This is a genomic window from Streptomyces sp. DSM 42067 (genome assembly GCF_055792885.1).
Window position 1 is genome coordinate 3,367,328 of the sequence record NZ_CM147706.1, and the last position, 24,019, is coordinate 3,391,346.

Annotated in this window: 15 protein-coding genes; all 15 read right to left on the minus strand. The window is 70.3% G+C overall.

Annotated features, from left to right (window positions below):
* Positions 1–34: 34 nt before the first annotated feature.
* Positions 35–1,381, minus strand: a complete 1,347-nt coding sequence (locus ACSMXV_RS15675; protein ID WP_473178217.1) for a phospholipase D-like domain-containing protein — start codon at positions 1,379–1,381, stop codon at positions 35–37.
* A gap of 279 nt (positions 1,382–1,660) precedes the next feature.
* Positions 1,661–5,905 carry an Rne/Rng family ribonuclease gene (locus tag ACSMXV_RS15680; protein ID WP_473178218.1) on the minus strand — a complete coding sequence of 1,415 codons (4,245 nt, stop codon included), beginning with the start codon at positions 5,903–5,905 and terminating at the stop codon, positions 1,661–1,663.
* Positions 5,906–6,142: 237 nt separating this feature from the next.
* Positions 6,143–6,985 (minus strand): TIGR03936 family radical SAM-associated protein, encoded by an 843-nt coding sequence (locus ACSMXV_RS15685; protein WP_473178219.1) that lies wholly within the window; start codon positions 6,983–6,985, stop codon positions 6,143–6,145.
* Between the two features lie 48 nt (positions 6,986–7,033).
* A complete protein-coding gene (locus ACSMXV_RS15690) occupies positions 7,034–8,236 on the minus strand; it encodes a hypothetical protein (RefSeq protein WP_473178220.1) in 1,203 nt (400 codons plus the stop codon).
* Between the two features lie 112 nt (positions 8,237–8,348).
* Positions 8,349–10,274, minus strand: coding sequence for a TIGR03960 family B12-binding radical SAM protein (locus ACSMXV_RS15695; RefSeq protein ID WP_473178221.1), 1,926 nt, complete (start codon positions 10,272–10,274; stop codon positions 8,349–8,351).
* A 138-nt stretch (positions 10,275–10,412) separates the two neighbouring features.
* Positions 10,413–11,966 carry a CYTH and CHAD domain-containing protein gene (locus ACSMXV_RS15700; protein WP_473178222.1) on the minus strand — a complete coding sequence of 518 codons (1,554 nt, stop codon included), beginning with the start codon at positions 11,964–11,966 and terminating at the stop codon, positions 10,413–10,415.
* Positions 11,967–12,054: 88 nt separating this feature from the next.
* The gene (gene rodA, locus ACSMXV_RS15705; protein WP_473178223.1) at positions 12,055–13,254 is read right to left on the minus strand and encodes a rod shape-determining protein RodA; all 1,200 of its coding nucleotides are present in this window, start codon (positions 13,252–13,254) and stop codon (positions 12,055–12,057) included.
* Entirely contained in the window at positions 13,251–15,551 is a 2,301-nt protein-coding gene (gene mrdA, locus ACSMXV_RS15710) for a penicillin-binding protein 2 (RefSeq protein ID WP_473178224.1), read from the minus strand. The genes rodA and mrdA overlap by 4 nt, the downstream gene beginning before the upstream one ends.
* Positions 15,548–16,234, minus strand: coding sequence for a rod shape-determining protein MreD (mreD, locus tag ACSMXV_RS15715; RefSeq protein WP_473178225.1), 687 nt, complete (start codon positions 16,232–16,234; stop codon positions 15,548–15,550). The genes mrdA and mreD overlap by 4 nt, the downstream gene beginning before the upstream one ends.
* 12 nt (positions 16,235–16,246) lie before the next feature.
* Entirely contained in the window at positions 16,247–17,194 is a 948-nt protein-coding gene (gene mreC / locus ACSMXV_RS15720) for a rod shape-determining protein MreC (protein WP_473178226.1), read from the minus strand.
* A gap of 193 nt (positions 17,195–17,387) precedes the next feature.
* The gene (locus ACSMXV_RS15725) at positions 17,388–18,407 is read right to left on the minus strand and encodes a rod shape-determining protein (RefSeq protein WP_181660230.1); all 1,020 of its coding nucleotides are present in this window, start codon (positions 18,405–18,407) and stop codon (positions 17,388–17,390) included.
* Positions 18,408–18,743: 336 nt separating this feature from the next.
* On the minus strand, positions 18,744–19,157 hold the full coding sequence (ndk, locus tag ACSMXV_RS15730) for a nucleoside-diphosphate kinase (RefSeq protein WP_473178227.1): 414 nt from the start codon (positions 19,155–19,157) through the stop codon (positions 18,744–18,746).
* A gap of 69 nt (positions 19,158–19,226) precedes the next feature.
* Complete coding sequence (locus ACSMXV_RS15735) at positions 19,227–19,595, minus strand: DUF4233 domain-containing protein (RefSeq protein WP_181660165.1); 369 nt, start codon at positions 19,593–19,595, stop codon at positions 19,227–19,229.
* A 5-nt stretch (positions 19,596–19,600) separates the two neighbouring features.
* Positions 19,601–21,136: a bifunctional tetrahydrofolate synthase/dihydrofolate synthase gene (gene folC / locus ACSMXV_RS15740; RefSeq protein ID WP_473178228.1), complete on the minus strand. Its 1,536-nt coding sequence runs from the start codon at positions 21,134–21,136 to the stop codon at positions 19,601–19,603.
* 215 nt (positions 21,137–21,351) lie between these two features.
* Entirely contained in the window at positions 21,352–24,003 is a 2,652-nt protein-coding gene (locus tag ACSMXV_RS15745) for a valine--tRNA ligase (RefSeq protein ID WP_473178229.1), read from the minus strand.
* Between the last annotated feature and the right edge of the window lie 16 nt (positions 24,004–24,019).

The window sequence follows — 24,019 nt, forward strand, 5'->3', positions numbered from 1 at the left end:
CTTCCCGCACCCCACGTCGCGCCCCGTCGCCGCCTCAGGTGACCGGCTTCTCGCCGTCCTGCGGCAGCGGCTTGACGCCCTTGCACAGGTCGGTCGCATCGGCGGTGCCCGGCCAGGCGACCGACCGTACGCGGTCGAAGTGGGCGCGGTACGTGTCGTGCACCGAGTCGTCGTCGACCTTGACGATCGTCTCGTCGTTCTCACGCAGCGCGGGTCCCGTGTAGTTGCCCGACCCGACGAAGCTGACCTTGTTCACCTTGCCGTCGTACATGCCTTCGACGAGCAGGTACTTCGAGTGGATGATGTACGGCGTCGAGATCTTCTTGGTGGGGTCCAAGGGGTCCCGGTCGTCGTTGTAGCAGCTCACGGAGGGGCCGCCAGTCGTGTGGAGGGCCTCCCAGGTGCCCTTGGAGCCCGAGCTCTTGAGGCTGTCGGTCTCGGCGTAGACGATGCTGACCTGGCACCCGGCCTTCTTCAGCGAGACGAGCTTGTCCGCGATGGCCTGCCGCGTGAACTTGAAGATCGCGACGCGGACCTTGGTGCTCTGGGTCACTCCGGCGGAGTTCTTGTACGTGCACTGCACGTTGTTCAGCACCGAGTAGACCGTGTCGGAGTCCCTGGTGGAGCCGGCCCGCGGGAAGAAGTACGCCTTGTACAGGCCGTTGCTCACCGAGCGGTAGTCCCAGGCCGCCCAGTTCTTGCCGACCATCTCCACGAAATAGTCCGAGTAGGCGTCGTACATCGTGGGGTTGTTCGGCAGCAGCAGCGCGTCGTTGAAGAACTTGGTGTGCGCCGACGGCGTGGAGTTCGAGGTGGTCTGCACGACCACGTTCGTGGCGCCCTGGACCGCCGAGAACAGCCAGAACTTGTTGTGCATGATCGACACCCCGTCCTTGGGGTTTCCCATGCAGGACTTGTCGACGGGGCAGGTCGTGACGAAGGACGACAGCTTGGTGTTGGTGCCGAGCGCTGCCGCGAGCGTGTTGTACGAGGTGTTCGTGGGCCGGTCGCTGATGCTCGACTCGTCCAGCAGGATCTGCACGTTCACGCCGCGGCTCTTGGCGTTGACGAGGGCGTTGACGACCGACGCCTCCCACACGTGGTAGACGGCGACCTTGATCGTCGAGCCGGGCAGGGCGGCGTTGGTGAGCTCGATCAGCCGGTTGCGGATCGTCAACTGCTGGTCGGGGACCAGGGGGTCGTTGAAGATCGGGCCCTCGGTCCAGGTGGGCGTGTCCGCCGCCGTGGCCGTCCCCGCCGTTCCGGCTGCCTGGATCCCCGCCGCCGACAGCACAGTGGCCAGCGCCACCGCCTGACGCCCGCCCTTCACCGGCTTCGCTGCGCGGTGACGTCCGGTGCCCTTGAGGCGCACGTGCGCCATCGACCATCCCCTCCCCTGCCGCATGCGCGTGTTCTCCCCAACTCGCGCATGCGCGTTCTCCGTTAGACAGATGAGTTTTACACGGACTTCACCGTGCTCCAAGTGGCGGGGTGGGTCACCGGGAGAGATGTAACGCTTTGCGGCATGCGCGCCCTGACGTGCGAGAACGGCGCTCGCGAGGGCGTGCGAGATCTCGAACTCGAGCGCAGCCACGACACCCGGCCAGGCAGCCCGACGCCCCCGGTGCGGCGACATCGCCGCACCGGGGGCGTCAGACCATCAGGCCTCGTTCGCAGAAGCGGTGACGGTGGACGGCGTCTGCTGCTCGGCCGCCGCCGTCTTCTTGGCCGCCGCGGTGGTCTTCGCCGCCTTCTTGGCCGTGGCCTTCTTGGCGGCCGTCTTCTTGGCCGCCGTCTTCTTCGTGGCAGCCTTCTTCGCGGTCGCCTTCTTGGCCGTCTTGCGCGCCGTCTTCTTGGCCGGTGCGGCCTCCTCGGCGGCCACGTCGCCCGCGGCGGCCTCCTCCGCCTCCGGCTGCTCGCCAGCCGACTGCGGCTCCGCGGCCGACGGCACGACCACGACGGCCGCCTCCTCGGGCGCGGTCGGCGCGGTCTCCTTACGGACCGCTCGGCGCCGCCGGACAGGGGCTGCCGGGGCCACGCTCTCGGCCACCGGCTCGGGCAGGCGCTCCGCCACCGGCCCGGGTTCGGCCTGCGGCTGGGCGTCCACGGCACTGCGCTCGGCCGTCTCCGGGACGGTCACCTCGGCGACCTCCGCACCCTTCGGCGAACCGGCCGGAGCCGTCGCCTTACGGGTCGCCCGACGGCGCGTACGGCCCTTGGGTGCGGCCTCCTCCTGCGCGGCGACCGGAGCCTCCGCCTCGGACGGGGCGACGGCCTGCTCCTCCACAACCGGAGCGGCGGGAGCAGCCGCAGCCTGCGAAGCCGCGACCTCGGCCGCAGGAACCTCCGGCTCCTTCGCCGCCTCGGGAGCCTCAGGAGCCCGCGTCTCCGCCCTGCTGGGCGAGCCTGCCGGAGCCGACGCGCGCCGGGTCGTGCGACGACGCGAGCGGCCCCGGGTGGCAGCGGCCTCCGCCTCGGCGGCGCTGCTGTACAGCTCCTCGTCGGGCGCGAAGCCCGGCGAGGGCAGTGCCACCGGCACGGCGGCCTCGGCAGCCACCTCGGCCTCGGTCTCCGCCTCGATCTCCGGCTCCGTCACGACGACGGCCTCCGCCACGGCCTCGGAGACCTGCTCGGCCCCGCCGCGGCCGCGCTTCTTGCGCTTGCCGCCGTTCCCGGCGACGGACGGCTGCTCCATGTGCACGATCACGCCGCGCCCGTTGCAGTGGACGCAGGTCTCGGAGAACGACTCCAGCAGGCCCTGGCCGACCCGCTTACGGGTCATCTGGACGAGGCCCAGCGACGTCACCTCGGCGACTTGGTGCTTCGTACGGTCCCGGCCCAGGCACTCGAGCAGGCGCCGCAGGACGAGGTCCCGGTTGGACTCCAGCACCATGTCGATGAAGTCGATGACGACGATGCCGCCCAGGTCGCGCAGGCGCAGCTGGCGGACGATCTCCTCGGCCGCCTCCAGGTTGTTCCTGGTGACGGTCTCCTCGAGGTTGCCGCCCTGGCCGGTGAACTTGCCGGTGTTGACGTCGATCACGACCATCGCTTCGGTCTTGTCGATCACCAGCGAGCCGCCGCTCGGCAGCCACACCTTGCGGTCCAGCGCCTTCATCAGCTGCTCGTCGATCCGGTACGTCGCGAAGGCGTCGACCTCGGAGGTCCACCTGGACAGCCGGTCGACCAGGTCGGGCGCGACGTGCGAGACGTATCCGTGGATCGTCTGCCACGCCTCGTCACCGCTGACGATGACCTTGGAGAAGTCCTCGTTGAAGATGTCCCGGACGACCCGGACGGTCATGTCCGGCTCGCCGTACAGCAGCGTCGGCGCGTTGCCGTTCTTGGCCTTCTTCTGGATGTCCTCCCACTGCTGCTGCAGCCGCTCGACGTCCCGGCGCAGCTCGTCCTCGCTCGCGCCCTCGGCGGCGGTGCGCACGATGACGCCCGCGTCCTCGGGGACGATCTTCTTGAGGATGGTCTTCAGACGCGCACGCTCGGTGTCGGGCAGCTTGCGGCTGATGCCGGTCATCGACCCCTCGGGGACGTAGACCAGATAGCGGCCGGGCAGCGAGACCTGGCTGGTGAGGCGGGCGCCCTTGTGGCCGATGGGGTCCTTGGTGACCTGTACGAGGACCGACTGGCCGGACTTCAGGGCTGACTCGATGCGCCGCGGGCCGTTGGCCATGCCCAGCGCCTCGAAGTTGACCTCACCTGCGTACAGGACGGCGTTGCGGCCCTTGCCGATGTCGATGAAGGCGGCCTCCATCGACGGCAGCACGTTCTGCACCTTGCCCAGGTACACGTTGCCGACGTACGAGGTCGACTGCTCCTTGTTGACGTAGTGCTCGACGAGCACGTTGTCCTCGAGGACGCCGATCTGGGTGCGGTCGCCGTTCTGCCGGACGACCATCACGCGCTCGACGGCCTCGCGGCGCGCCAGGAACTCGGCCTCGGTGATGATCGGGACGCGGCGGCGGCCCTGCTCGCGGCCTTCGCGGCGGCGCTGCTTCTTGGCCTCCAGGCGGGTCGAGCCCTTGATGGACTGCACCTCGTCCGAGACGGGCTTCTCCTTGCGCGGCTCGCGGACCTTGACGACCGTACGCTCCGGGTCGTCCTCGCCCGGCTCCGTGTCGACCGGCGCGTCGCCGGCACGGCGACGGCGACGGCGGCGACGGCGGGTGCCGGCGGAGCCGGAGCCCCCGGCCTCCTCGTCGTGCTCGTGCTCCTCGGCGTCCTCCTCGACCTGCTCGGCCGTGTCCTCGGCGTCCTGCTCGGCCTGCTCCGCGGCGATCTCGTCGGTGTCGAGGGACTCGCCCGACTCGGACTCGGCGGACTCGCCACGGCGGCGACGGCGGCCACCGCGGCGGCGGCGACGGCGCGAGCCGGTCTCCTCCGCCTCGTCGGCCTCCTCGGCCTCGGCGATGTCCTCCGCCTCGGTGTCCTCGGCGGTCTCCGGCTGCTGTGCCGTGCCGGGCTCGACGGTCTCGGCGGCAGCCGGTGCCTCGTCGGCGCCCCGACGGCGGCGGCGACGGCGCGGACCGGTGTCCGCGCCCTCCTGCTCCGCGGTGCCCGCCTCGGCGGCCTCCGCGGACTCCTCCGCGGCCTCGGCGGCGGCCGCTGCCGCGGCGCGCTCCGGGGTCTGGAACATCGGCTCGGTGAACACGGGCGGCTGGAAGACGGCGACGGCGGGGCGTGCGGGCCGCCGCGGGCCAGCCGCACTCTCCGCCTCGTCGCCGGGGGCCTGGGCCTGGCGCGCGCTCGGCTGAGCGGGCGCGGTGAAGCCGACGGCTGCCTTACGGGCGGCTCGACGCCGCGTACGCCGGGGAGCGGCGCCCTCGGCCTCGGCCGACGGCTCCGCCTCGGCAACCGGAGCGGCAGCCCCGAGGGGGGCGGTCGCGGCCGGCATCTGCACCGGCTCGGCGGTGGGCGCCTGCGGCGCGGCGACGGCGGCCTGTGCGGAGGCTGCGGCCGGGATCTGCTCCGCCTCGACCGCCACCGCCTTCTCGGCAGCCGGGACGGCTTCCTCCTGCCCGGCCGTCTCGTCGGCCTTGGCCTCCTCGGCAGGGGTGGAGGCGCGGCGCGTGGCGCGACGGCGCGTACGCCGGGGTGCGGCACCCTCATCGGGCGCCTGCGCGGCCGCCTCGACCGGCTGCTCCGTCTCCTGCTGGTCGGCGACGACGGCCTCGGCTTCCGCGGCCGGCGCCTCGGCCTCGGCAAGGAGCGCCTCGGTCTGGGCGGCCGTCTGCGCCTCGGCAGGGGCCTTCGGCGCCCCGGCGGGCGCGGTGGCGCGACGCGTCGCACGACGACGCCCCGACGCGACCGGCGCGGATTCCTGAGCGGTGGCCTCGACCGGCTCCTCCGCCGGCTCGGCGGCCGGTGTCGCCGAAACGGTCTCGGCGCCCACGGTCTCCTCACCTGCAGGCGAGGAGGCCTCGGCGGTCACGACGGCCTTGGGAGCCCCGGCGGGCGCGGTGGCACGGCGCGTCGCCCGACGACGCGTACGTCCGGCGGCGGCAGGCTCAGCAGCCGCGGGTTCGGTGGAGGCAGGCTCGGCAGCCGCGGGTTCGGCGGCCGAAGGCTCGGCCTCCTCGGCGGCGGCAGCGGAGGCGAGGGCCTCCTCCGGCTCGGTCGCTGCCTGCGCGGCCACGGCCTCGGAGGCCTCAAGCGCGTCGGCGACCTCGGCAGCGGCTACTGCCTGCGCGGCCTCGACGGCCTCATCGGTCTCGTTCAGGGGTGACGAAGCGGACACCTCGGCCGGTATGGCCGGGGCGGCGGCCTCGGCGGCCCCCACGGGCGGACCCGCGGGGCGCGACGCGGCGCGGCGCCGACGACGCGGCGGCAGCGTGTCGCTTGGTGTGGTGTTGTTCTCGGAGCCCTTGATGGGTTCGATCGGCTCGAGCATGCGGGCGGTTCTCCCGTCAGGCTCCCGGGCGCCGCACCTGGTCCGGTGACGTCCGCGGCTCGCGCGTCCTGCGCGTTGCCGCCCTCCGGGGCGCGGGCGCCGCTCGGGAGCTCTCTGTGTCTTGTCTCGCCGGTTCCGTACGCCATGTTGCGTACGGCCTGGCGAAAGTCTTCTGGTCGGTGCGCTGCCCGACCCAGGTGGCTCCCGAGTACGAGGGCGGCGCTACGACGTCCGTCCTTACGCGGGACCTTCCGGCTTCTCCCCCAGTGCCTCAAGGGCCTGGGAGGTGCCCCCAGCAGTCGCGGTGGCAGGTCCGGTGGCCCCTCGACTGACAGGTGGGGCGGCCGTGACTGCCTCGCGGTCGGGCGCGAGCGGGTCGGTCACCGTGCCGGTCTCCTCATCGAAAAGCCCCTGCGCCAGCCTGGTCACCGCTGCGGGGACCGGCGGCGCCAGGTCGGCCACAGCTCGGAGACCGGACAGGACGTCGTCGGGTCGTACGGCAGGCGTCACGTGCCGAACAACCAGCCGCAGTATCGCACAGGGCTGGTCGGTAGGCCTATCAGCCCGTGCGTCGTGGGCAGCGAGGCCGTCGTGCGCCTCGATGCTCGCGACCGCCGGACGGGCGTCGAAGGTGCGCAGGCCGTTCTTCGTCCTGCGCTGGACCTCGACGGTGTCCGCCGTCTTGAAGGCCGCGACGGCGCGCTCCGCGTCCGCGGGTTCCACGCCATCGAGGCGCAGCTCCCACACGGAGGCGGTGAGCCGGTCGGCGAGGCCCGAGGTGCGGGCCTCAACGGCCTCGGCGATATCGAGCCCGGTGGGCAGCGACTCGTCGAGGAGCTCACGCAGCTTGTCGGGGTCACACGCCTCGGTGAGCGCGATCTCCAGGTACTCGGCCTCACTGCCCGTGCCGGTGGGTGCGGCATTGGCGTACGACACCTTCGGGTGCGGCGTGAAACCGGCCGAGTAGGCCATGGGCACCTCGGCGCGGCGCAGCGCACGCTCGAAGGCGCGCTGGAAGTCACGGTGGCTGGTGAACCGGAGGCGGCCGCGCTTGGTGTAGCGCAGTCGGATGCGCTGCACCGCTGGTGCGGGCGGCGGGCCTTCGGGCTGTCGCTTGCCCAGTGTCGTTCATTCCTTCGTGAGAGCCGTCGTACTTCTCTCCAGAGTACGTGTCGCGGCGGCCGGGGGTTCCCGCCGGGTTTGGCCGAGCGGATCCGGATCGGGCTTCCGCGGCGTCCCGAAGAGCATCCGCCGGAAGTCCGCGCGGGCCTGCCGGGCCGACTCACGTGCGGAGGCCAGTGCCTGCCGGGTCGCGCGGCCGACGCTCTTCGCGGCCCCGGCGGCGGGCCGCCACACCGCGTCGCGCACCATGTGCCCTACCGGGGTGAGAACGCTCCGGTACATCCAGCGCACCGGCTCCACGAAGATCATCCGGAAAAGTCGCCCGAGGAAGCGCCCGACGGCCAGCGAGAGGTATCCGGCGACGCGCCAGGCGTGCACGAGCGCATCGCCGACCTCTCGCGCGACGACGGCGAGCACCCGCCCGACCGGCGCGAGCACCCATCGCCAGACGGCGAGCGCGGGCAGTACGAGAAGGACGCGCAGCGTCCAGTAGAGGCCGCTGCCGACGATCCGCGAGGTCCAGACGACGCCGGCGGCGAGCGTCCGTGCGGCCCAGGCGATTCCGCGCCCCACCGGAGTGAGGACCCAGCGGTACAGCCACAGGGCCGGGACGACGACCAGGTACCGCACAAGCCAGGCGATGGCGGTGTACACGCCGATCCCGATGGCCGCGAGCACGGTCGCGATGCCCCTGAGCAGCCAGGAGACCCCATGGCCCGCGGGTGTGAGCAGCCGCGCGTACACCCAGGCCAGACCCGCGCCGATCCAGCCCAGCAGCCGGGCCAGCCCGGCGCCGATGCCCCGCACCACCCAGGAGATTCCGTGCCCGACGGGCGTCAGCACCCGCCGGTAGCACCACACGGCAGGCACGACGAGCAGCACGTTGCCGAGCCAGGCGAGCCCCTTGGCCAGGGGTATGGCGACGTACCGCCACAGCGCCACCCACGGCCACACGAACAGGGCCCTGCCGAGCCACAGCAGTGCCCGGCCCACCGGCCGCAGCACCGTGTCGTTCAGAAATCGCCCTGCGACGACGAGCGCGTCCCACACCATGCGCACCGGCACGACCAGCACGAGCACCACGATCCGCACCGGAATGCGGATCGCGACCGCCAGGCAGCCCTCGGCCCGGACGCTCTGCTGCGGCTGCCGATGCCGCTGGTCCACAGGCGGTCCGGGCTTCACGGGCCCCGGCTTCTCCAGATCCATGTCTGCCTAGACGCAGCTACGCCGGGTACGGATGCACCGCCGCGGCGTGCGGTGACGCGCGAGGGCCCGGCCACGGCGTTTCCGCCGGTGCCGGGCCCTTCCGCGAACAGTGCTACTTGACCACCGTCAGCGGCAGCAGCTTCTTGCCCGTCGGGCCGACCTGGATCTGCGTGTCCATCTGCGGGCACACGCCGCAGTCGAAGCACGGCGTCCAGCGGCAGTCCTCGACCTCGGTCTCGTCGAGCGAGTCCTGCCAGTCCTCCCAGAGCCAGTCCTTGTCGAGACCGGAGTCCAGGTGGTCCCAGGGCAGGACCTCCTCGTACGTACGCTCGCGAGTGGTGTACCAGTCGACGTCCACGCCGTACGCGGGCAGCGTCTTCTCGGCGCAGGCCATCCACCGGTCGTACGAGAAGAACTCACGCCAGCCGTCGAAGCGGCCGCCGTCCTCGTAGACGGCGCGGATGACGGCGCCCACGCGGCGGTCGCCGCGCGAGAGCAGGCCCTCGACGATGCCGGGCTTGCCGTCGTGGTAGCGGAAGCCGATGGAGCGGCCGTACTTCTTGTCGCCGCGGATCTTGTCGCGGAGCTTCTCCAGGCGGGCGTCGGTCTCCTCGGCGGAGAGCTGGGGCGCCCACTGGAACGGCGTGTGCGGCTTGGGCACGAAGCCGCCGATCGACACCGTGCAGCGGATGTCGTTGGACCTGGAGACCTCGCGGCCCTTGGCGATGACGTTGGCCGCCATGTCGGCGATCTGCAGTACGTCGTCGTCGGTCTCGGTGGGCAGGCCGCACATGAAGTACAGCTTCACCTGGCGCCAGCCGTTCCCGTACGCCGTGGCGACGGTCCGGATCAGGTCCTCCTCCGAGACCATCTTGTTGATGACCTTGCGGATGCGCTCGGAGCCGCCCTCGGGGGCGAACGTCAGACCGGAGCGGCGGCCGTTGCGGGTCAGCTCGTTGGCCAGGTCGATGTTGAAGGCGTCGACCCGGGTGGAGGGGAGCGAGAGGCCGATCTTGTCGTCCGTGTACCGGTCGGCGAGGCCCTTGGCGATGTCGCCGATCTCCGAGTGGTCCGCGGAGGACAGCGACAGCAGGCCGACCTCCTCGAAGCCGGTCGCCTTCAGGCCCTTGTCGACCATCTCACCGATGCCGGTGATGCTTCGCTCCCGCACGGGGCGCGTGATCATGCCGGCCTGGCAGAAACGGCAGCCGCGCGTGCACCCGCGGAAGATCTCCACGGACATCCGCTCGTGGACGGTCTCCGCGAGCGGGACCAGCGGCTGCTTCGGGTACGGCCACTCGTCGAGGTCCATGACGGTGTGCTTGGACACGCGCCACGGGACGCCGGACTTGTTCGGTACGACACGGCCGATGCGGCCGTCCGGCAGGTACTCCACGTCGTAGAAGCCCGGGACGTACACCCCGCCGGTCTTCGCGAGGCGGAACAGCACCTCTTCGCGGCCGCCCGGACGGCCCTCGGCCTTCCACGCGCGGATGATCTCGGTCATCTCGAGGACGGCCTGCTCGCCGTCGCCGATCACCGCGGCGTCGATGAAGTCCGCGATCGGCTCGGGGTTGAACGCGGCGTGACCGCCGGCGAGCACGATCGGGTCGTCGAGGGTCCGGTCCTTGGCCTCCAGCGGGATCCCCGCGAGGTCCAGCGCGGCCAGCATGTTGGTGTACCCGAGCTCGGTGGAGAAGCTCAGCCCGAAGACGTCGAAGGCCTTGACCGGCCGGTGGCTGTCCACGGTGAACTGCGGCACGCCGTGCTCACGCATCAGCTCCTCGAGGTCCGGCCACACGCTGTACGTGCGCTCGGCGAGTACGCGCTCGCGCTCGTTGAGAACCTCGTAAAGGATCATGACGCCCTGGTTGGGCAGCCCGACCTCGTACGCGTCGGGGTACATCAGCGCCCAGCGCACGTCGCACTCGTCCCAGGGCTTGACGGTGGAGTTGAGCTCTCCACCGACGTACTGGATCGGCTTCTGCACATGCGGGAGCAGGGCTTCGAGCTGCGGGAAAACCGACTCGACAGACATCGCGGGGACTTTCGTGAGCGGACGGCGGTGACCATCCAGCCTAACGCGGCTGGAGCAACACCTCGTACGCCGAGCGAGGCGCCCGTCCGGTGCACGAAGTGGGCACCCGCCCAGTGCACGAAGTCGGCGCCCGCCCGGTCACACCCGCGCCGCCTGCGCGATCCTCGCCCACTCCCCCGGCAGCGCCGCCTCGTACCCGGCGGCCGCCTGCTCCTCGTGTCCGTACAGCAGCCCGTACGTGAACGCGCTCTCCCCCGCCGCATGGGCCTCGGCCGCCAGGTCGCGCAGGGCCAGGCGGGCCATCACGCTGTCCTGGTGCTCACCGAGCAGACCCTGCAGGGACTTCATCGAGCGGACCAGGTCCTGGGCGGGACCGTCGAGTGCCGCGGTCGCCGCCTCCGCCGCGTAGCGGGTGCGCTTGGCCTCCTTGCGGGCCTCGTGCATGGCCAGGTCGCGGTCGTCGCCGGGGGGTGCGTCGAGGGCCTGCTGCACCAGCGATGACAGCCGCTGGAAGTCGCGCCGCACGGCCTTGGCGATCACGTCGCCGGGCTGCCCGGCGGCCGCCTTCAGCAGCGGCGGCCGGTCCAGCAGCGCGTCGATGGCGTCCAGCAGCGCGAGGTACCGCTTCCCGTCCAGCACCGCGATCAGCCGGCGCCGGGAACCGCCGCGCCGGGCGTGCGACCAGGTGCGCAGGCGGGTGCGGACCGGCCCGGTGTGCAGCGCCCGGGGTAGCTCCCCGAGCGCCGCCGTCAGCCGCTCGGTCAGCACTTCCTGGTCCCGGTCCACGCCGAGCTCGCCGGCCAGCCACTTCAGCTCGTCGCCGATGGGGCGGGTGACCGCCCGGTCCAGCACCTTGCCGTACGAGCGGAAGGCGCTGCGCATCCGGCGCGTGGCGACCCGCATCTGGTGCACCGAGTCGGGCAGATCGCGGCGTACGGCGGGATCGAGCACGACGAGGGCGTCGCGCTGGGCGCGAATGTAGGCGAGGACGTGATCGCCCGCGGTCGACGGCTGTGCGCCGTCCCCACGGGCCTTCTTCTCTCCCCGTCCGGGCGACTTTTCCCGTCCGGGCGACGCGGACCGCCCCGGTGCCGTCTCCGCCAGCGCTCTCGCCAGCTTCGAGGGTGCCGCCGATGCCCGCAGCCCCGCCTTGCGCAGCTTCTTGTCGACCTTGTCGAGGAAGCCGGGATCACCGCCGTCCGCGAGCTCTACCTCGATCTCGGTCCAGCCGGCCGTGGCACCGTCTCCGTCCCCGCCGAGCCGCTCCGCGCGTACGGCGTCGATGCTGACCTCGGCGAGCAGCGCACCGTCGGAGTCGAGGAGGTCACGTACGTCGCGAGCCGACCGCAGCCGGACGACGGGAGCCAGTTCGGCGTCGCGGATCAGCGAGCGGACGAGGCCGGAGAGCGCGCGGGGCACCGTGTCCGAGAGCGGTGCCCGGATCTCGTCCCGTACTCCGGTGTCGACGGGCAGCTTCAGATGCCAGCCGGCGTCGTCACCTCCGGTGCGGCGGCGCAGCGTGATGGCGGCGGAGGCGAGCCGCTCGTCCGCGGTGTCGTAGTAGACGGCGTCGAGTTCGTTGACGCCCTTGTCGACGACGGTCGAGATCCCGGCGACACCGCTCAGATCCGGCAGCTGGGCACTCTCGTCGGCTTCGTACTTACGCTCGATCTCACGCTTCGTCTCCGCCATGGACTGAATCTAGACGCGAAGACGGCCGTGGTCAGTACCCAAGGTGTCGCATCTACGACTACTCACGAGTTTTCGTAGATGCCACTACTCACGCCGACATCGGCCGCTGCACCCTGATCGACTGCAGAAGCCCGATCGCCACCCACACCGCGAACATCGACGAACCGCCGTAGGAGACGAAGGGCAGCGGGAGGCCGGCGACCGGCATGATGCCGAGCGTCATGCCGATGTTTTCGAAGGACTGGAAGGCGAACCAGGCGATGATTCCGGCGGCGACGATCGTGCCGTAGAGCTCGGTCGTCTCACGGGCGATACGGCAGGCCCGCCACAGCACGATGCCGAGCAGCACGATGATCAGACCCGCGCCGAGGAAACCGAGCTCCTCTCCCGCGACCGTGAAGACGAAGTCCGTCTGCTGTTCCGGCACGAACTGACCGGTGGTCTGCGAGCCGTGGAAGAGGCCGGTGCCGGTCAGTCCGCCCGAACCGATCGCGATGCGGGCCTGGTTGGTGTTGTAGCCGACGCCCGCCGGGTCCAGCTCCGGGTTCGCGAAGGCCGCGAAACGGTTGATCTGGTACTCGTCCAGGACGCCCAACTGCCAGACCGCGACCGCGCCCGCCGCGCCGGCGCCGAGCAGGCCGAACACCCAGCGGTTGGAGGCGCCGGAGGCCAGCAGCACACCGAGCACGATCATCGCCATCACCATGACCGAGCCGAGGTCGGGCATGAGCATCACGATCATTATCGGCACGGCGGCGAGGCCGAGGGCCTGGACGACGGTGCGGTGGTCGGGGTGGTCCTTGTCGCCGGCGTCGACCCGGGCCGCGAGCAGCATGGCCATGCCCAGGATGATCGTGATCTTCACGAACTCGGAGGGCTGGAGCGAGAATCCGCCGCCCAGGCGGATCCATGCGTGCGCGCCGTTGATGGTCGCGCCGAGCGGGGTCAGCACCAGCAGGACCAGGAAGACGGACACGCCGTACAGGATCGGCACGGCCGTGCGCAGGGTCCGGTGGCCCAGCCAGATGGTGCCGATCATGAGGGCGAGTCCGATGCCGGTGTTGAGGACGTGCCGGAACAGGAAGTAGTACGGGTCGCCCTGGTTGAGCTCGGTGCGGTTGCGGGTCGCCGAGAAGACGAGCGCGGTGCCGATGAGCGAGAGCAGGAGGGACGACAGCAGCATCGGCCAGTCGAGCCTGCGGACCAGGGAGTCCCGGGCGATCAGACGCGCCCAGGCGGAGCGCTCGGGCCCGTACCCGGAGACGGAGAAGCCGTTGGTGCCGCTCATGTGGTCCTCCGCCTCCTGACTCGGCCACCCGGTCCTGGCCCGACCGGTCCTCGGCCGCCCGTACTTCCCCGTCGCCCGCTGCGCCTTCGGGTGTCGCGGTTACTGGCCTCGGGTGACGGCGTGGTCCCCGCGGGCAGCTGCTGGTCGTCCGCCGCCTGCTGTCCTTCCTCGCTCGCCTTTTCCTCCTTGGACGGGTCGTACGTCTCGATCTTCGGGGCGTCGATCGATCCGTCGGACTCGATCTTCGGCAGGCTCTTCTCCGGCTCGGGCAGCAGGGCCTTCTTCAGGTCCTGCTTGCCGTCCTCGTCCAGGCCGTAGATGGCGTTGTAGATCTTGCGTACGGCTGGGCCCGACGCGCCGGAGCCCGTACCGCCCTGGGAGATCGTCATGACGACCGTGTAGTCCTTGGTGTACGTGGCGAACCACGAGGTCGTCTGCTTGCCGTAGACCTCGGCCGTACCCGTCTTGGCGTGCATCGGGATCTTGTCCTGCGGCCAGCCGCCGAAGCGCCAGGCGGCCGTACCACGGGTGGCGACTCCCGCGAGGGCTTGGTCTATCTCGTCGCGGGTCTTCTGCGACATCGGCAGCTTGCCGTGCGACTTGGGCTTGATCTCCTGGATGCTCTTGCCGTCGGGGCTGATGACCGCCTTGCCGACGGTGGGGTCGTAGAGCGTGCCGCCGTTGGAGATGGCCGCGTAGATCGTGGCCATCTGGATCGGCGTGACGAGGGTGTCGCCCTGGCCGATGGAGTAGTTGACGGAGTCACCGGCGCGCAGCCTGTTGCCCTCGAGGCAGTTCTCGTACGCGATCTTCTCGGCGTAGGAGCCGTCCTTCTTTCCGGACTTGCACCAGGCGTCCTTGTTGGCCTCCCAGTAGTCCTTCTTCCACTGGCGGTCGGGGATACGGCCCGAGACCTCGTTGGGCAGGTCGATGCCGGTCTCCTGGCCGAGGCCGAACTGGTGGGCGGTGTTGTAGAACCAGTCCTTGGCGTCCTTCTTCGGCTTCATGCCGCCGTCCTTCAGCCACTCCTGGTGCGAGAGGCGGTAGAAGACGGTGTCGCAGGAGACCTCCAGCGCCCGGCCGAGGCTGATGGGGCCGTAGCTCTGGGACTCGAAGTTCTTGAAGACCTGGCCGCCGATCGAGTACGAACTGGAGCAGTCGTAGTTCCCGTCGAACGGGTATCCGGCGTTGATCGCCGCGGCGGTCGGGACGACCTTGAAGATCGAGCCCGGTGCCGCCTGGCCCTGGATCGCCCGGTTGAGCAGCGGGTAGTTGGAGTCTTTGCCGGTGAGCCTGGCGTAGTCCTTGCCGGAGATGCCGCCGACCCAGGCGTTGGGGTCGTACGTCGGGTTGGACGCCATGGCGACGACGCGGCCGGTCTTGGCCTCCATGACGACGACGGCACCGGAGTCGGCCTTGTAGTTCTCGTTGGTGTTGTCGTCGAACTCCTTGCGGGCCGCCTTCATCGCCTCGTTGAGCTCGTACTCGGCGACGCGCTGCACGCGCGCGTCGATGCTCGTGACGAGGTTCGCGCCGGGCTCGGCCTCGTCGGGCTTGGCCTGGCCGATGACACGTCCGAGGTTGTCGACCTCGTACCGGGTGACGCCCGCCTTGCCGCGCAACTCCTTGTCGTACGCGCGCTCCAGGCCCGAGCGTCCGACCTGGTCGGAGCGGAGGTACGGCGAGTCGGAGTCCTTGGCCTTCTCGATCTCCTCGTCGGTGACGGGCGACAGATAGCCGAGCACCTGTGCGGTGTTGGCCTCACCGGGGTTCGGGTAGCGGCGGACCGCGGTGGGTTCGGCGGTGATGCCGGGGAAGTCCTCGGAGCGCTCGCGGATCTGCAGGGCCTGCCGGGGCGTGGCCTCGTCCGTGATCGGGATGGGCTGGTACGGCGAGCCGTTCCAGCAGGGCTGCGGGGTCTCGGCGTTGCACAGCCGGACCTTGTCCATGACGTCCTTGGGCTTCATGCCAAGGACGCCGGCGAGCTTGGTCAGGACCCCTTTGCCGTCGTCCTTCATCTTCATCAGGTCGGTGCGCGAGGCGGAGACGACGAGCCGCGTCTCGTTGTCGGCGAGCGGCACCCCCCGGGCGTCGAGGATCGAGCCGCGTACCGCGGGCTGGACGACCTGCTGGACGTGGTTACCGGAGGCCTCCTTGGCGTACTCCTCGCCGTTGCGGACCTGGAGGTACCACAGGCGGCCGCCGAGGGTCATCAGGAGGGAGATGACGAGGACCTGCATGATGACGAGCCGGATCTGGACCCGCGGAGTCCGGCCGGTCTCCGGAATGTTCGTCACAGCCGCTTGACCCCCTTGATGCGTCCCGCGCGCGCCACCCGTGCCTTCGCCGCTCTGCCGCGCAGGCCGTTGCCGCGCAGCCCGCCGCGCGGGGAGCCGATACTCAGCCCGGTGCCGGAGGCGAACCAGCCGGAGGAGAGGTTGCCCGCCGCGCCGGCGGCGCCGGTCTCGGCGAGCGGATCAGGCTCGGCCCGTCTGGCCAGGGCCATGATCGCCGGGACGACGAACGGCGCCAGCAGCAGGTCGTAGAGCGCGGCGGTGAACAGCAGGCCGGCCAGGCCGACATGGCGGGCGGCGGTGTCGCCGACGAGGGCGCCCACGCCCGCGTACAGCAGGGTCGAGCCGATGGCGGCGGCGACCACGACGAGCATGGGTGCGGTGGCCGACTTGAGCTGTCCGTTGTCCGGTTTGACGAGGCCCGCGAGATAGCCGATGACGCAGAGCACGAGGGCGTAGCGGCCGGCGGCGTGGTCGGCGGGCGGCGCCAGGTCCGCGAGGAGGCCTGCGCCGAAGCCGATGAGGGCGCCGCCGACATGGCCGTAGACGAGGGCGAAGCCGAGCACGGTGAGGAGCATCAGATCCGGGACGGCGCCGGGCAGTTGGAGGCGGGCGAGGATGGTCACCTGGATCACCAAGGCCACGATCACCAGCGTGGTGGAGAGCAGCATCCGGTTGAAGCGCATGGGACTCAGCTCCTACTGCTCTTGCTCTGCGGCCGCGCCCGTGGACGCCTCGGCGGAGGGTGTGACGGTGACCGTCACGGTCGGCGTGGGCGTGGCCTTCGGTTCGGGTGGCAGGACCGTGTCGCGCGGGTCCTTGCGGGGGGCTTCGACGACGACGCCGACGATGTCGAGCTTGGTGAAGCCGACATACGGCTTGACGTAGACGGTGCGGGTCAGGTCGCCGCCGGAGGGGTCGACGCGCGAGACCACGCCGACGGGGACGCCGGGCACGAACGGCTTGTCGGCCTGCGAGCCGAAGGTGACCAGACGGTCGCCCTTCTTCACCTTGGCCTTGCCGTTGAGCAGTTGGACGCGCAGGGGGCGGTCGCCCTGGCCCGAGGCGAAGCCGAGTTCGTCGGTCTTCTCCATCCGGGTGCCGACCGTGAAGTCCGGGTCGGTGGCGAGCAGCACGGTGGAGGTGCTGGGGCCGACCGTGGTGACGCGGCCGACGAGTCCGTCGCCGTTGAGCACGGTCATGTCGCGCTTGATGCCGTCGTCGGCGCCGGCGTCGATGGTGACGGTCCAGGAGAAGCCCTGGGCGGCTCCGATCGCGATGACCTCGGCGCCCTTGATGCCGTACTGCCCGGTGCCCGCGGTCTTCAGCATCTTGTCGAGCTGCTCCACCCGGCTGCGGTTGCGGTCGTCGCTGCCCAGCTTCGCCTTCAGCGCGGCGTTCTCCCGCTCGAGTCTCGCGATGCGGTCGTGCCGGCTGCCGGAGTCGCGGACCGCGTCGATCGCGTTGCCGAGCGGATCGACGGCGGACGACACGCCGTTCTCCACCGGGCCGAACACCGTGGCGGCGGCCCGGCGTGCGCCGTCGACCGGGGAGTCCTCGCCGCCGCGGATGTCCACCGTGATCAGCGCGAACGCGATGGCGATCAGCAGCACCAGGAGCAGTCGGCTCTCTCTGGAGTCCCTCACGTGCGGCGGCCGTGCCTTCCTCGTCGGAATCCTTGTCGCTCTTGCCTCTATATCAACGATCCGCCGCACGGGAGAGCACGTGCGCTCCGTACGGCGGATGAAGCGCCCGTGTCATACCGGGCGCGCGCCCCGTACGGACGAAGCAACGCGTGTCATCCCGGATACGCGCGCCACGTGGCACCGCACGCACGCGTCATCTGCGCGGCTGGGCGTCCAGCACCTGCTGGAGCGCCTCGAACTCCTCGACACACTTGCCGGATCCGAGCGCGACGCTGTCCAGCGGGTCCTCGGCGATGTGGATCGGCATGCCGGTCTCGCGGCGCAGCCGCTCGTCGAGGCCGCGCAGCAGGGCGCCGCCGCCGGTGAGGACGATGCCGCGGTCCATGATGTCGCCGGAGAGCTCCGGCGGGCACTTGTCGAGGGTGGTCTTGACCGCGTCCACGATCGCGTTGACTGGTTCCTCGATGGCCTTGCGGACCTCGGCCGCGGAGATGACCACGGTCTTGGGCAGGCCGGAGACCAGGTCGCGGCCGCGGATCTCGGTGTGCTCCTCGCCGTCGAGGTCGTACGCGGAACCGATCGTGATCTTGATCTGTTCGGCGCTGCGCTCACCCAGCAGGAGCGAGTACTCCTTCTTGATGTGCTGGATGATCGCGTTGTCCAACTCGTCGCCCGCGACGCGGATCGACTGCGCCGTGACGATGCCGCCGAGGGAGATGACCGCGACCTCGGTCGTGCCGCCGCCGATGTCCACGACCATGTTGCCGGTGGCCTCGTGGACGGGGAGACCGGAGCCGATGGCCGCGGCCATCGGCTCCTCGATGATGTGCACCTGGCGCGCACCGGCCTGCGAGGACGCCTCGATCACCGCGCGGCGCTCGACTCCCGTGATTCCGGAGGGCACGCAGACCACGACCCGCGGACGGGCGAGATAGCGCCGCTTGTGGATCTTCAGGATGAAGTAGCGGAGCATCCGCTCGGTGATCTCGAAGTCGGCGATCACACCGTCCTTGAGCGGTCGCACCGCCACGATGTTGCCCGGAGTCCGGCCGATCATCTTCTTCGCCTCGGCGCCGACCGCGAGGATGCCACCGGTGTTGGTGTTGATCGCGACGACGGACGGCTCGTTGAGAACGATCCCCCGGCCCCTGACGTACACCAGCGTGTTGGCGGTCCCGAGGTCGACAGCCATGTCACGGCCGATGAACGACATGTTGTTCCCCATGAGGATGCGTCTGGCCTTCCTAAATCGAGCGTTGATGGCTTGTTAGGCAGGCGAGGTGGGTGCTGCTGTGGCGTGAAGGCTTCCATCGTAGTCTCGCCCCCGCGGACATCGCGCGATGGTCTGTCGCCAATGTCAGCAGATGCTGTGCCGCCTCGCTTCTTGGAGACGTACCAACGGAGGCACGGGTTCCCCCGATCGTGGCGCATATGCCAAGGGACGGCGGGGAATTCCCTGCCGTCCCCGGTCAGAGCACCCAGACTGTTGACAGTGTGTCAGAAAATCCGGGTGCGGCGGCCGAGCCGGCCGCGTGCGCGTCGACGGACGTCAGACACGCCCGGGGAAGAAGATCTTCAGCTCGCGCTCGGCGGACTCCTCGGAGTCCGAGGCGTGGATCAGGTTCTCACGGGTGATCGTGCCGAAGTCACCGCGGATGGAGCCGGGGGCCGCGGCGATCGGGTCGGTCGGGCCCGCCAGGGCCCGGACACCCTCGATGACCCGCTCGCCCTCGACGACCAGGGCGACGACCGGGCCGGAGGACATGAAGGCGACCAGCGGCTCGTAGAACGGCTTGCCCTGGTGCTCGCCGTAGTGCTGCTCCAGGGTGTCCTGGTCGAGCGTGCGCAGCTCCAGCGCGGTGATCTGCCAGCCGGCCTTGCGCTCGATACGGCCGATGATCTCGCCGATCAGGCCGCGACGGACGGCGTCGGGCTTGAGCAGGACGAGGGTGCGCTGGGACATGGTGTGCGGCTCCTTCGAGGTCGCTGGATGTGCGGGGGTCCGAGGCTACAGGGCCGGTCTGAGCATCTGTTATGCGGCGTCAGGCCCTGGCTGGGCCGGTGCCGCCGCGCTCTGCGCCGCGAAGCGGGCCTTGGCCTCGTCGATCTTGCGGCCGAAGTGCACCGAACACGCCCAGAGGACGGCGAACACGGCGCCCAGGAAGAACATCACCGGGACGATGAAACCGCTCGCGATCAGACCGATCTGCAGGGCCCAGCCGAGCTGCACCCCGCCGGGGCGGGTGATCATCCCGCAGAGCAGCACGGACAGCACCATCGCGACGCCGGAGACCGTCCACACCGTCCCCATCGACAGATCCGGGTCCTTCATCGCGACCAGTCCGGCGAAACCGATCACGAAGAACTCGCCGATCAGAGTCGAAGCACAGAGCGTACGCACGGCAGTCAGCCCTTCCCCAGAAGCAGTCGGGCCTCGCCGACCGTGATGACGGAACCGGTGACGAGGACGCCGCCTCCCGCGTACTCGCCCTCCTCCTCGGCGAGCGTGATGGCGGCCTCCAGGGCGTCGTCCAGGCGCGGTTCGACCTGTACGCGGTCCTCGCCGAAGACCTCGACGGCGATCGCGGCCAGCTCGTCCGCGTCCATCGCACGGTGGCTGGAGTTCTGGGTGACCACGACCTCGGCGAAGATCGGTTCGAAGGCCTCGAGCAGACCGCGGACGTTCTTGTCGCCGCTCGCACCGACCACGCCGATCAGCCGGCTGAAGTCGAAGGCCTCACGGATCCCCTCGGCGGTGGCGTGGGCACCCGCCGGATTGTGCGCCGCGTCCAGGACGACGGTCGGCGAGCGGCGTACGACCTCCATCCGGCCGGGCGAGGCGACCGACGCGAACGCCTTGCGGACCACGTCGATGTCGATCGGCTGGGCGCGCTGCGCACCGACGCCGAAGAACGCCTCCACGGCGGCGAGCGCCACAGCGGCGTTGTGCGCCTGGTACGCGCCGTGCAGCGGCAGGAACACGTCCGCGTACTCACCGCCGAGACCGCGCAGCGTCAGCAGCTGCCCGCCGACGGCGACCTGGCGGCTGACGACTCCGAACTCCAGCCCTTCACGGGCGACGGTGGCGTCCACCTCCACGGCCTTCTTCAGCAGCACCTGGGCCGCTTCGACCGGCTGCTGGGCGAGGATCACGGTCGCGCCCTGCTTGACGATCCCGGCCTTCTCACCGGCGATCTCCCCGGGCGTCTCACCGAGCCGGTCCGTGTGGTCCAGATCGATCGGCGTGACCACGGCGACGTCCGCGTCGATCACGTTCGTCGCGTCCCAGCTGCCGCCCATCCCGACCTCGACGACGGCGACATCGACGGGCGCGTCCGCGAACGCCGCATACGCCATGCCCGTGAGCACCTCGAAGAAGGAGAGCCGGAACTCCTGCTGTCCGTCGACCATCTCGACGTACGGCTTGATGTCGTTGTACGTCTCGACGAATCGCTCGGCGGAGATGGGGGCGCCGTCGAGGCTGATCCGCTCGGTGATCGACTGCACGTGCGGCGACGTGTACCGCCCGGTGCGCAGCTCGAAGGCGCCGAGCAGCGCCTCGATCATGCGGGCCGTGGACGTCTTGCCGTTCGTGCCCGTGATGTGCACCGACGGGTACGCGCGCTGGGGCTCGCCCAGCACGTCCATCAGCGCCGAGATCCTGCTGACCGACGGCTCGAGCTTCGTCTCGCCCCAGCGGGTGGCGAGCTCCGCCTCGACCTCGCGCAGCGCCTTGTCGACCTCGGGGTCGGTGGGGCGGGCCGGCACCTGGTCGGCCCCCTCCGGCGGCCCGGCCTGGGTACGCAGGGTGCGGCTGCCGGCCTCGATCACCGCGAGGTCGGGGTCGCGGGTGGTCTCGGCCTCGACGATCTCGTCGAACTGCGCCAAGGGGTCGGGGTCGCTGTCGTCGGGCAGGTTGTCGTGCGGGGGGAGGTCGCTCACGGGGTCCAGTCTACGGAGGGGTGCGGCGAGGGGTGCTTTGTCCCCCCACCCGCCCCTTCCCGAAACGGGGGCTCCGCCCCAGACCCCGGTCGTCTTTCAGCCCGTCCGGCGTTTGAGGACGAGGCGGCGAAGCCGCCGATAAACGGGGGTCCAGGGGCGAAGCCCCATGGTTACGGGAAGGGGCGGGGTGGGGGAATGGCCCGCCGCAGGCGCCCTCAGCCCTGCGGAAGCCGATCGAGCTGCGCCTTGATCCGCGCGATGTCCTCGTCCGCCTTTGCCAGGCGGACGCGGATCTTCTCCACGACGTGGTCGGGGGCCTTGGCCAGAAACGCCTCGTTCCCCAGCTTCCCCGTAGCCTGCGCCTTCTCCTTCTCGGCGGCTGCCAGATCCTTGGCGAGCCGCTTCCGCTCAGCCGCGACATCGATCACACCGGAGAGGTCGAGCGCGACCTCGGCGCCGGCGACCGGCAGGGTCGCCGTAGCGGTGAAGGACTCCCCTTCCGGCTGCAGCCGCAGCAGCTGCCGGATGGCGGCCTCATGCGGCGCCAGATCCGTCCCGTCGAGCGTCAGCCGTGCCGGCACCCGCTGCCCGGGCTGCAGGCCCTGGTCGGCGCGGAAGCGGCGGACCTCCGTGATGACCTGCTGAAGGGTCTCGATCTCCTTCTCCGCGGCGGCGTCACGGAACCCGCCCGGGGCGTCAGCCCCAGGAACAAACACAGCGGTCGGCCACTCGGCGACCACGACGGACTCACCACCTGTGAGGGTGGTCCACAGCGTCTCCGTCACGAAGGGAACAACCGGGTGGAGGAGCTTCAGCGTGACGTCGAGCACCTCGCCCAGGACCCGCTTGGAGACCTCGGCCGCCGGGCCGCCCGCCTGGAACGTCGTCTTGGACAGCTCGACGTACCAGTCGAAGACCTCGTCCCACGCGAAGTGGAAGAGCGACTCGGACAGCTTGGCGAACTGGTAGTCCTCGTAGTAGGCGTCGACCTCGGCGACGACCGCGTTGAGCCGCGACAGGATCCACCGGTCGGTGGCGGACAGCTGCTCGGCGGGCGGCAGGTCGCCCTCGACCGTGGCGCCGTTCATCAGCGCGAACCGCGTGGCGTTCCAGATCTTGTTGGCGAAGTTGCGGGAGCCCTGCACCCAGTCCTCGCCGATCGGCACGTCGACACCCGGGTTGGCGCCGCGCACCAGCGTGAACCTCAGAGCGTCGGAACCGTACTTGTCCATCCAGTCCAGCGGATTGACCGCGTTCCCGAAGGACTTCGACATCTTCTTGCCGAACTGGTCGCGGACCATGCCGTGCAGGGCGATGGTGTGGAACGGCGGGGTGCCGTCCATCGCGTACAGGCCGAACATCATCATCCGGGCGACCCAGAAGAAGAGGATGTCGTAGCCGGTGACCAGCACGGAGTTCGGATAGAACTTCTTGAGGCTCTCGGTCTGCCCGGGCCAGCCGAGCGTGGAGAACGGCCACAGGCCGGAGGAGAACCAGGTGTCGAGGACGTCGGTGTCCTGCGTCCAGCCGTCACCGCTCGGCGGCTCCTCGTCGGGCCCGACGCAGACGACTTCACCCTCAGGGCCGTACCAGACCGGAATCCGGTGGCCCCACCACAGCTGACGCGAGATGCACCAGTCGTGGAGGTTGTCGACCCAGTCGAAGTACCGCTTCTCCATCTCCTGCGGGTGGATCTTGACCCGCCCGTCGCGGACGGCGTCACCTGCGGCCTGCGCGAGCGGGCCGACCTTGACCCACCACTGCATGGAAAGCCGCGGCTCGATGGTGGTCTTGCAGCGCGAGCAGTGGCCCACCGAGTGCGTGTACGGGCGCTTCTCGGCGACGATCCGGCCCTCTGCGCGCAGGGCCGCGACGATGGCGCTGCGCGCCTCGAGACGGTCCAGGCCCTGGAAGGGGCCGTGTGCGGTGATGACCGCGTGCTCGTCCATCACGGTGATGGACGGCAGGTTGTGGCGCTGCCCGATCTCGAAGTCGTTCGGGTCGTGGGCGGGCGTCACCTTGACGGCGCCGGTGCCGAACTCCGGGTCGACGTGCTCGTCGGCGACGACGGGGATCGACCGTGCGGTCAGCGGCAGCTTGATGGTCTTGCCGACGAGGTGCCTGTACCGCTCGTCGTCGGGGTGCACGGCGACGGCTGTGTCACCGAGCATGGTCTCCGCACGGGTCGTGGCGACGACGAGAGTCTCGTCCCCTTCCCCGTACTTGATCGAGACGAGCTCGCCGTCGTCCTCCTGGTACTCCACCTCGATGTCCGAGATGGCCGTCAGACAGCGCGGGCACCAGTTGATGATGCGCTCGGCCCGGTAGATCAGCTCGTCGTCGTAGAGCTTCTTGAAGATGGTCTGGACAGCCTGGGACAGGCCCTCGTCCATGGTGAAACGCTCACGGGCCCAGGCGACACCGTCGCCGAGACGGCGCATCTGCCCGGAGATCTGCCCACCGGACTCGGCCTTCCACTGCCACACCCGCTCGACGAACGCCTCGCGGCCCAGGTCGTGCCGGGACTTGCCCTCCTTGCCGAGCTCGCGCTCGACGACGTTCTGCGTGGCGATGCCCGCGTGGTCCATGCCGGGCTGCCACAGCGTCTCGTACCCCTGCATGCGCTTCCGGCGCGTGAGCGCGTCGATGAGCGTGTGCTCGAACGCGTGCCCGAGGTGCAGGCTGCCGGTGACGTTCGGCGGCGGGATGACGATGGTGTACGGCGGCTTGTCGCTCTTCTCGTCGGCCTCGAAGTAGCCGCGCTCTACCCAGCGCTCGTACAGCTTCCCCTCTACCTCGGCCGGCGCGTACTGGGTCGGCAGTTCGGTGGTGGTCGCTGCTTGCTGCTGCTGAGTGTTCTCGGTCACGGGGCTCAGTTTAGTG

Bases quoted from the DNA above. Each gene is read 5' to 3' on its own strand.
- ACSMXV_RS15675 (WP_473178217.1), bottom strand. From the start codon at position 1,381: ATGGCGCACGTGCGCCTCAAGGGCACCGGACGTCACCGCGCAGCGAAG.
- ACSMXV_RS15680 (WP_473178218.1), bottom strand. From the start codon at position 5,905: ATGCTCGAGCCGATCGAACCCATCAAGGGCTCCGAGAACAACACCACA.
- ACSMXV_RS15690 (WP_473178220.1), bottom strand. From the start codon at position 8,236: ATGGATCTGGAGAAGCCGGGGCCCGTGAAGCCCGGACCGCCTGTGGAC.
- ACSMXV_RS15695 (WP_473178221.1), bottom strand. From the start codon at position 10,274: ATGTCTGTCGAGTCGGTTTTCCCGCAGCTCGAAGCCCTGCTCCCGCAT.
- ACSMXV_RS15700 (WP_473178222.1), bottom strand. From the start codon at position 11,966: ATGGCGGAGACGAAGCGTGAGATCGAGCGTAAGTACGAAGCCGACGAG.
- rodA (WP_473178223.1), bottom strand. From the start codon at position 13,254: ATGAGCGGCACCAACGGCTTCTCCGTCTCCGGGTACGGGCCCGAGCGC.
- mreD (WP_473178225.1), bottom strand. From the start codon at position 16,234: ATGCGCTTCAACCGGATGCTGCTCTCCACCACGCTGGTGATCGTGGCC.
- ACSMXV_RS15725 (WP_181660230.1), bottom strand. From the start codon at position 18,407: ATGTCGTTCATCGGCCGTGACATGGCTGTCGACCTCGGGACCGCCAAC.
- ndk (WP_473178227.1), bottom strand. From the start codon at position 19,157: ATGTCCCAGCGCACCCTCGTCCTGCTCAAGCCCGACGCCGTCCGTCGC.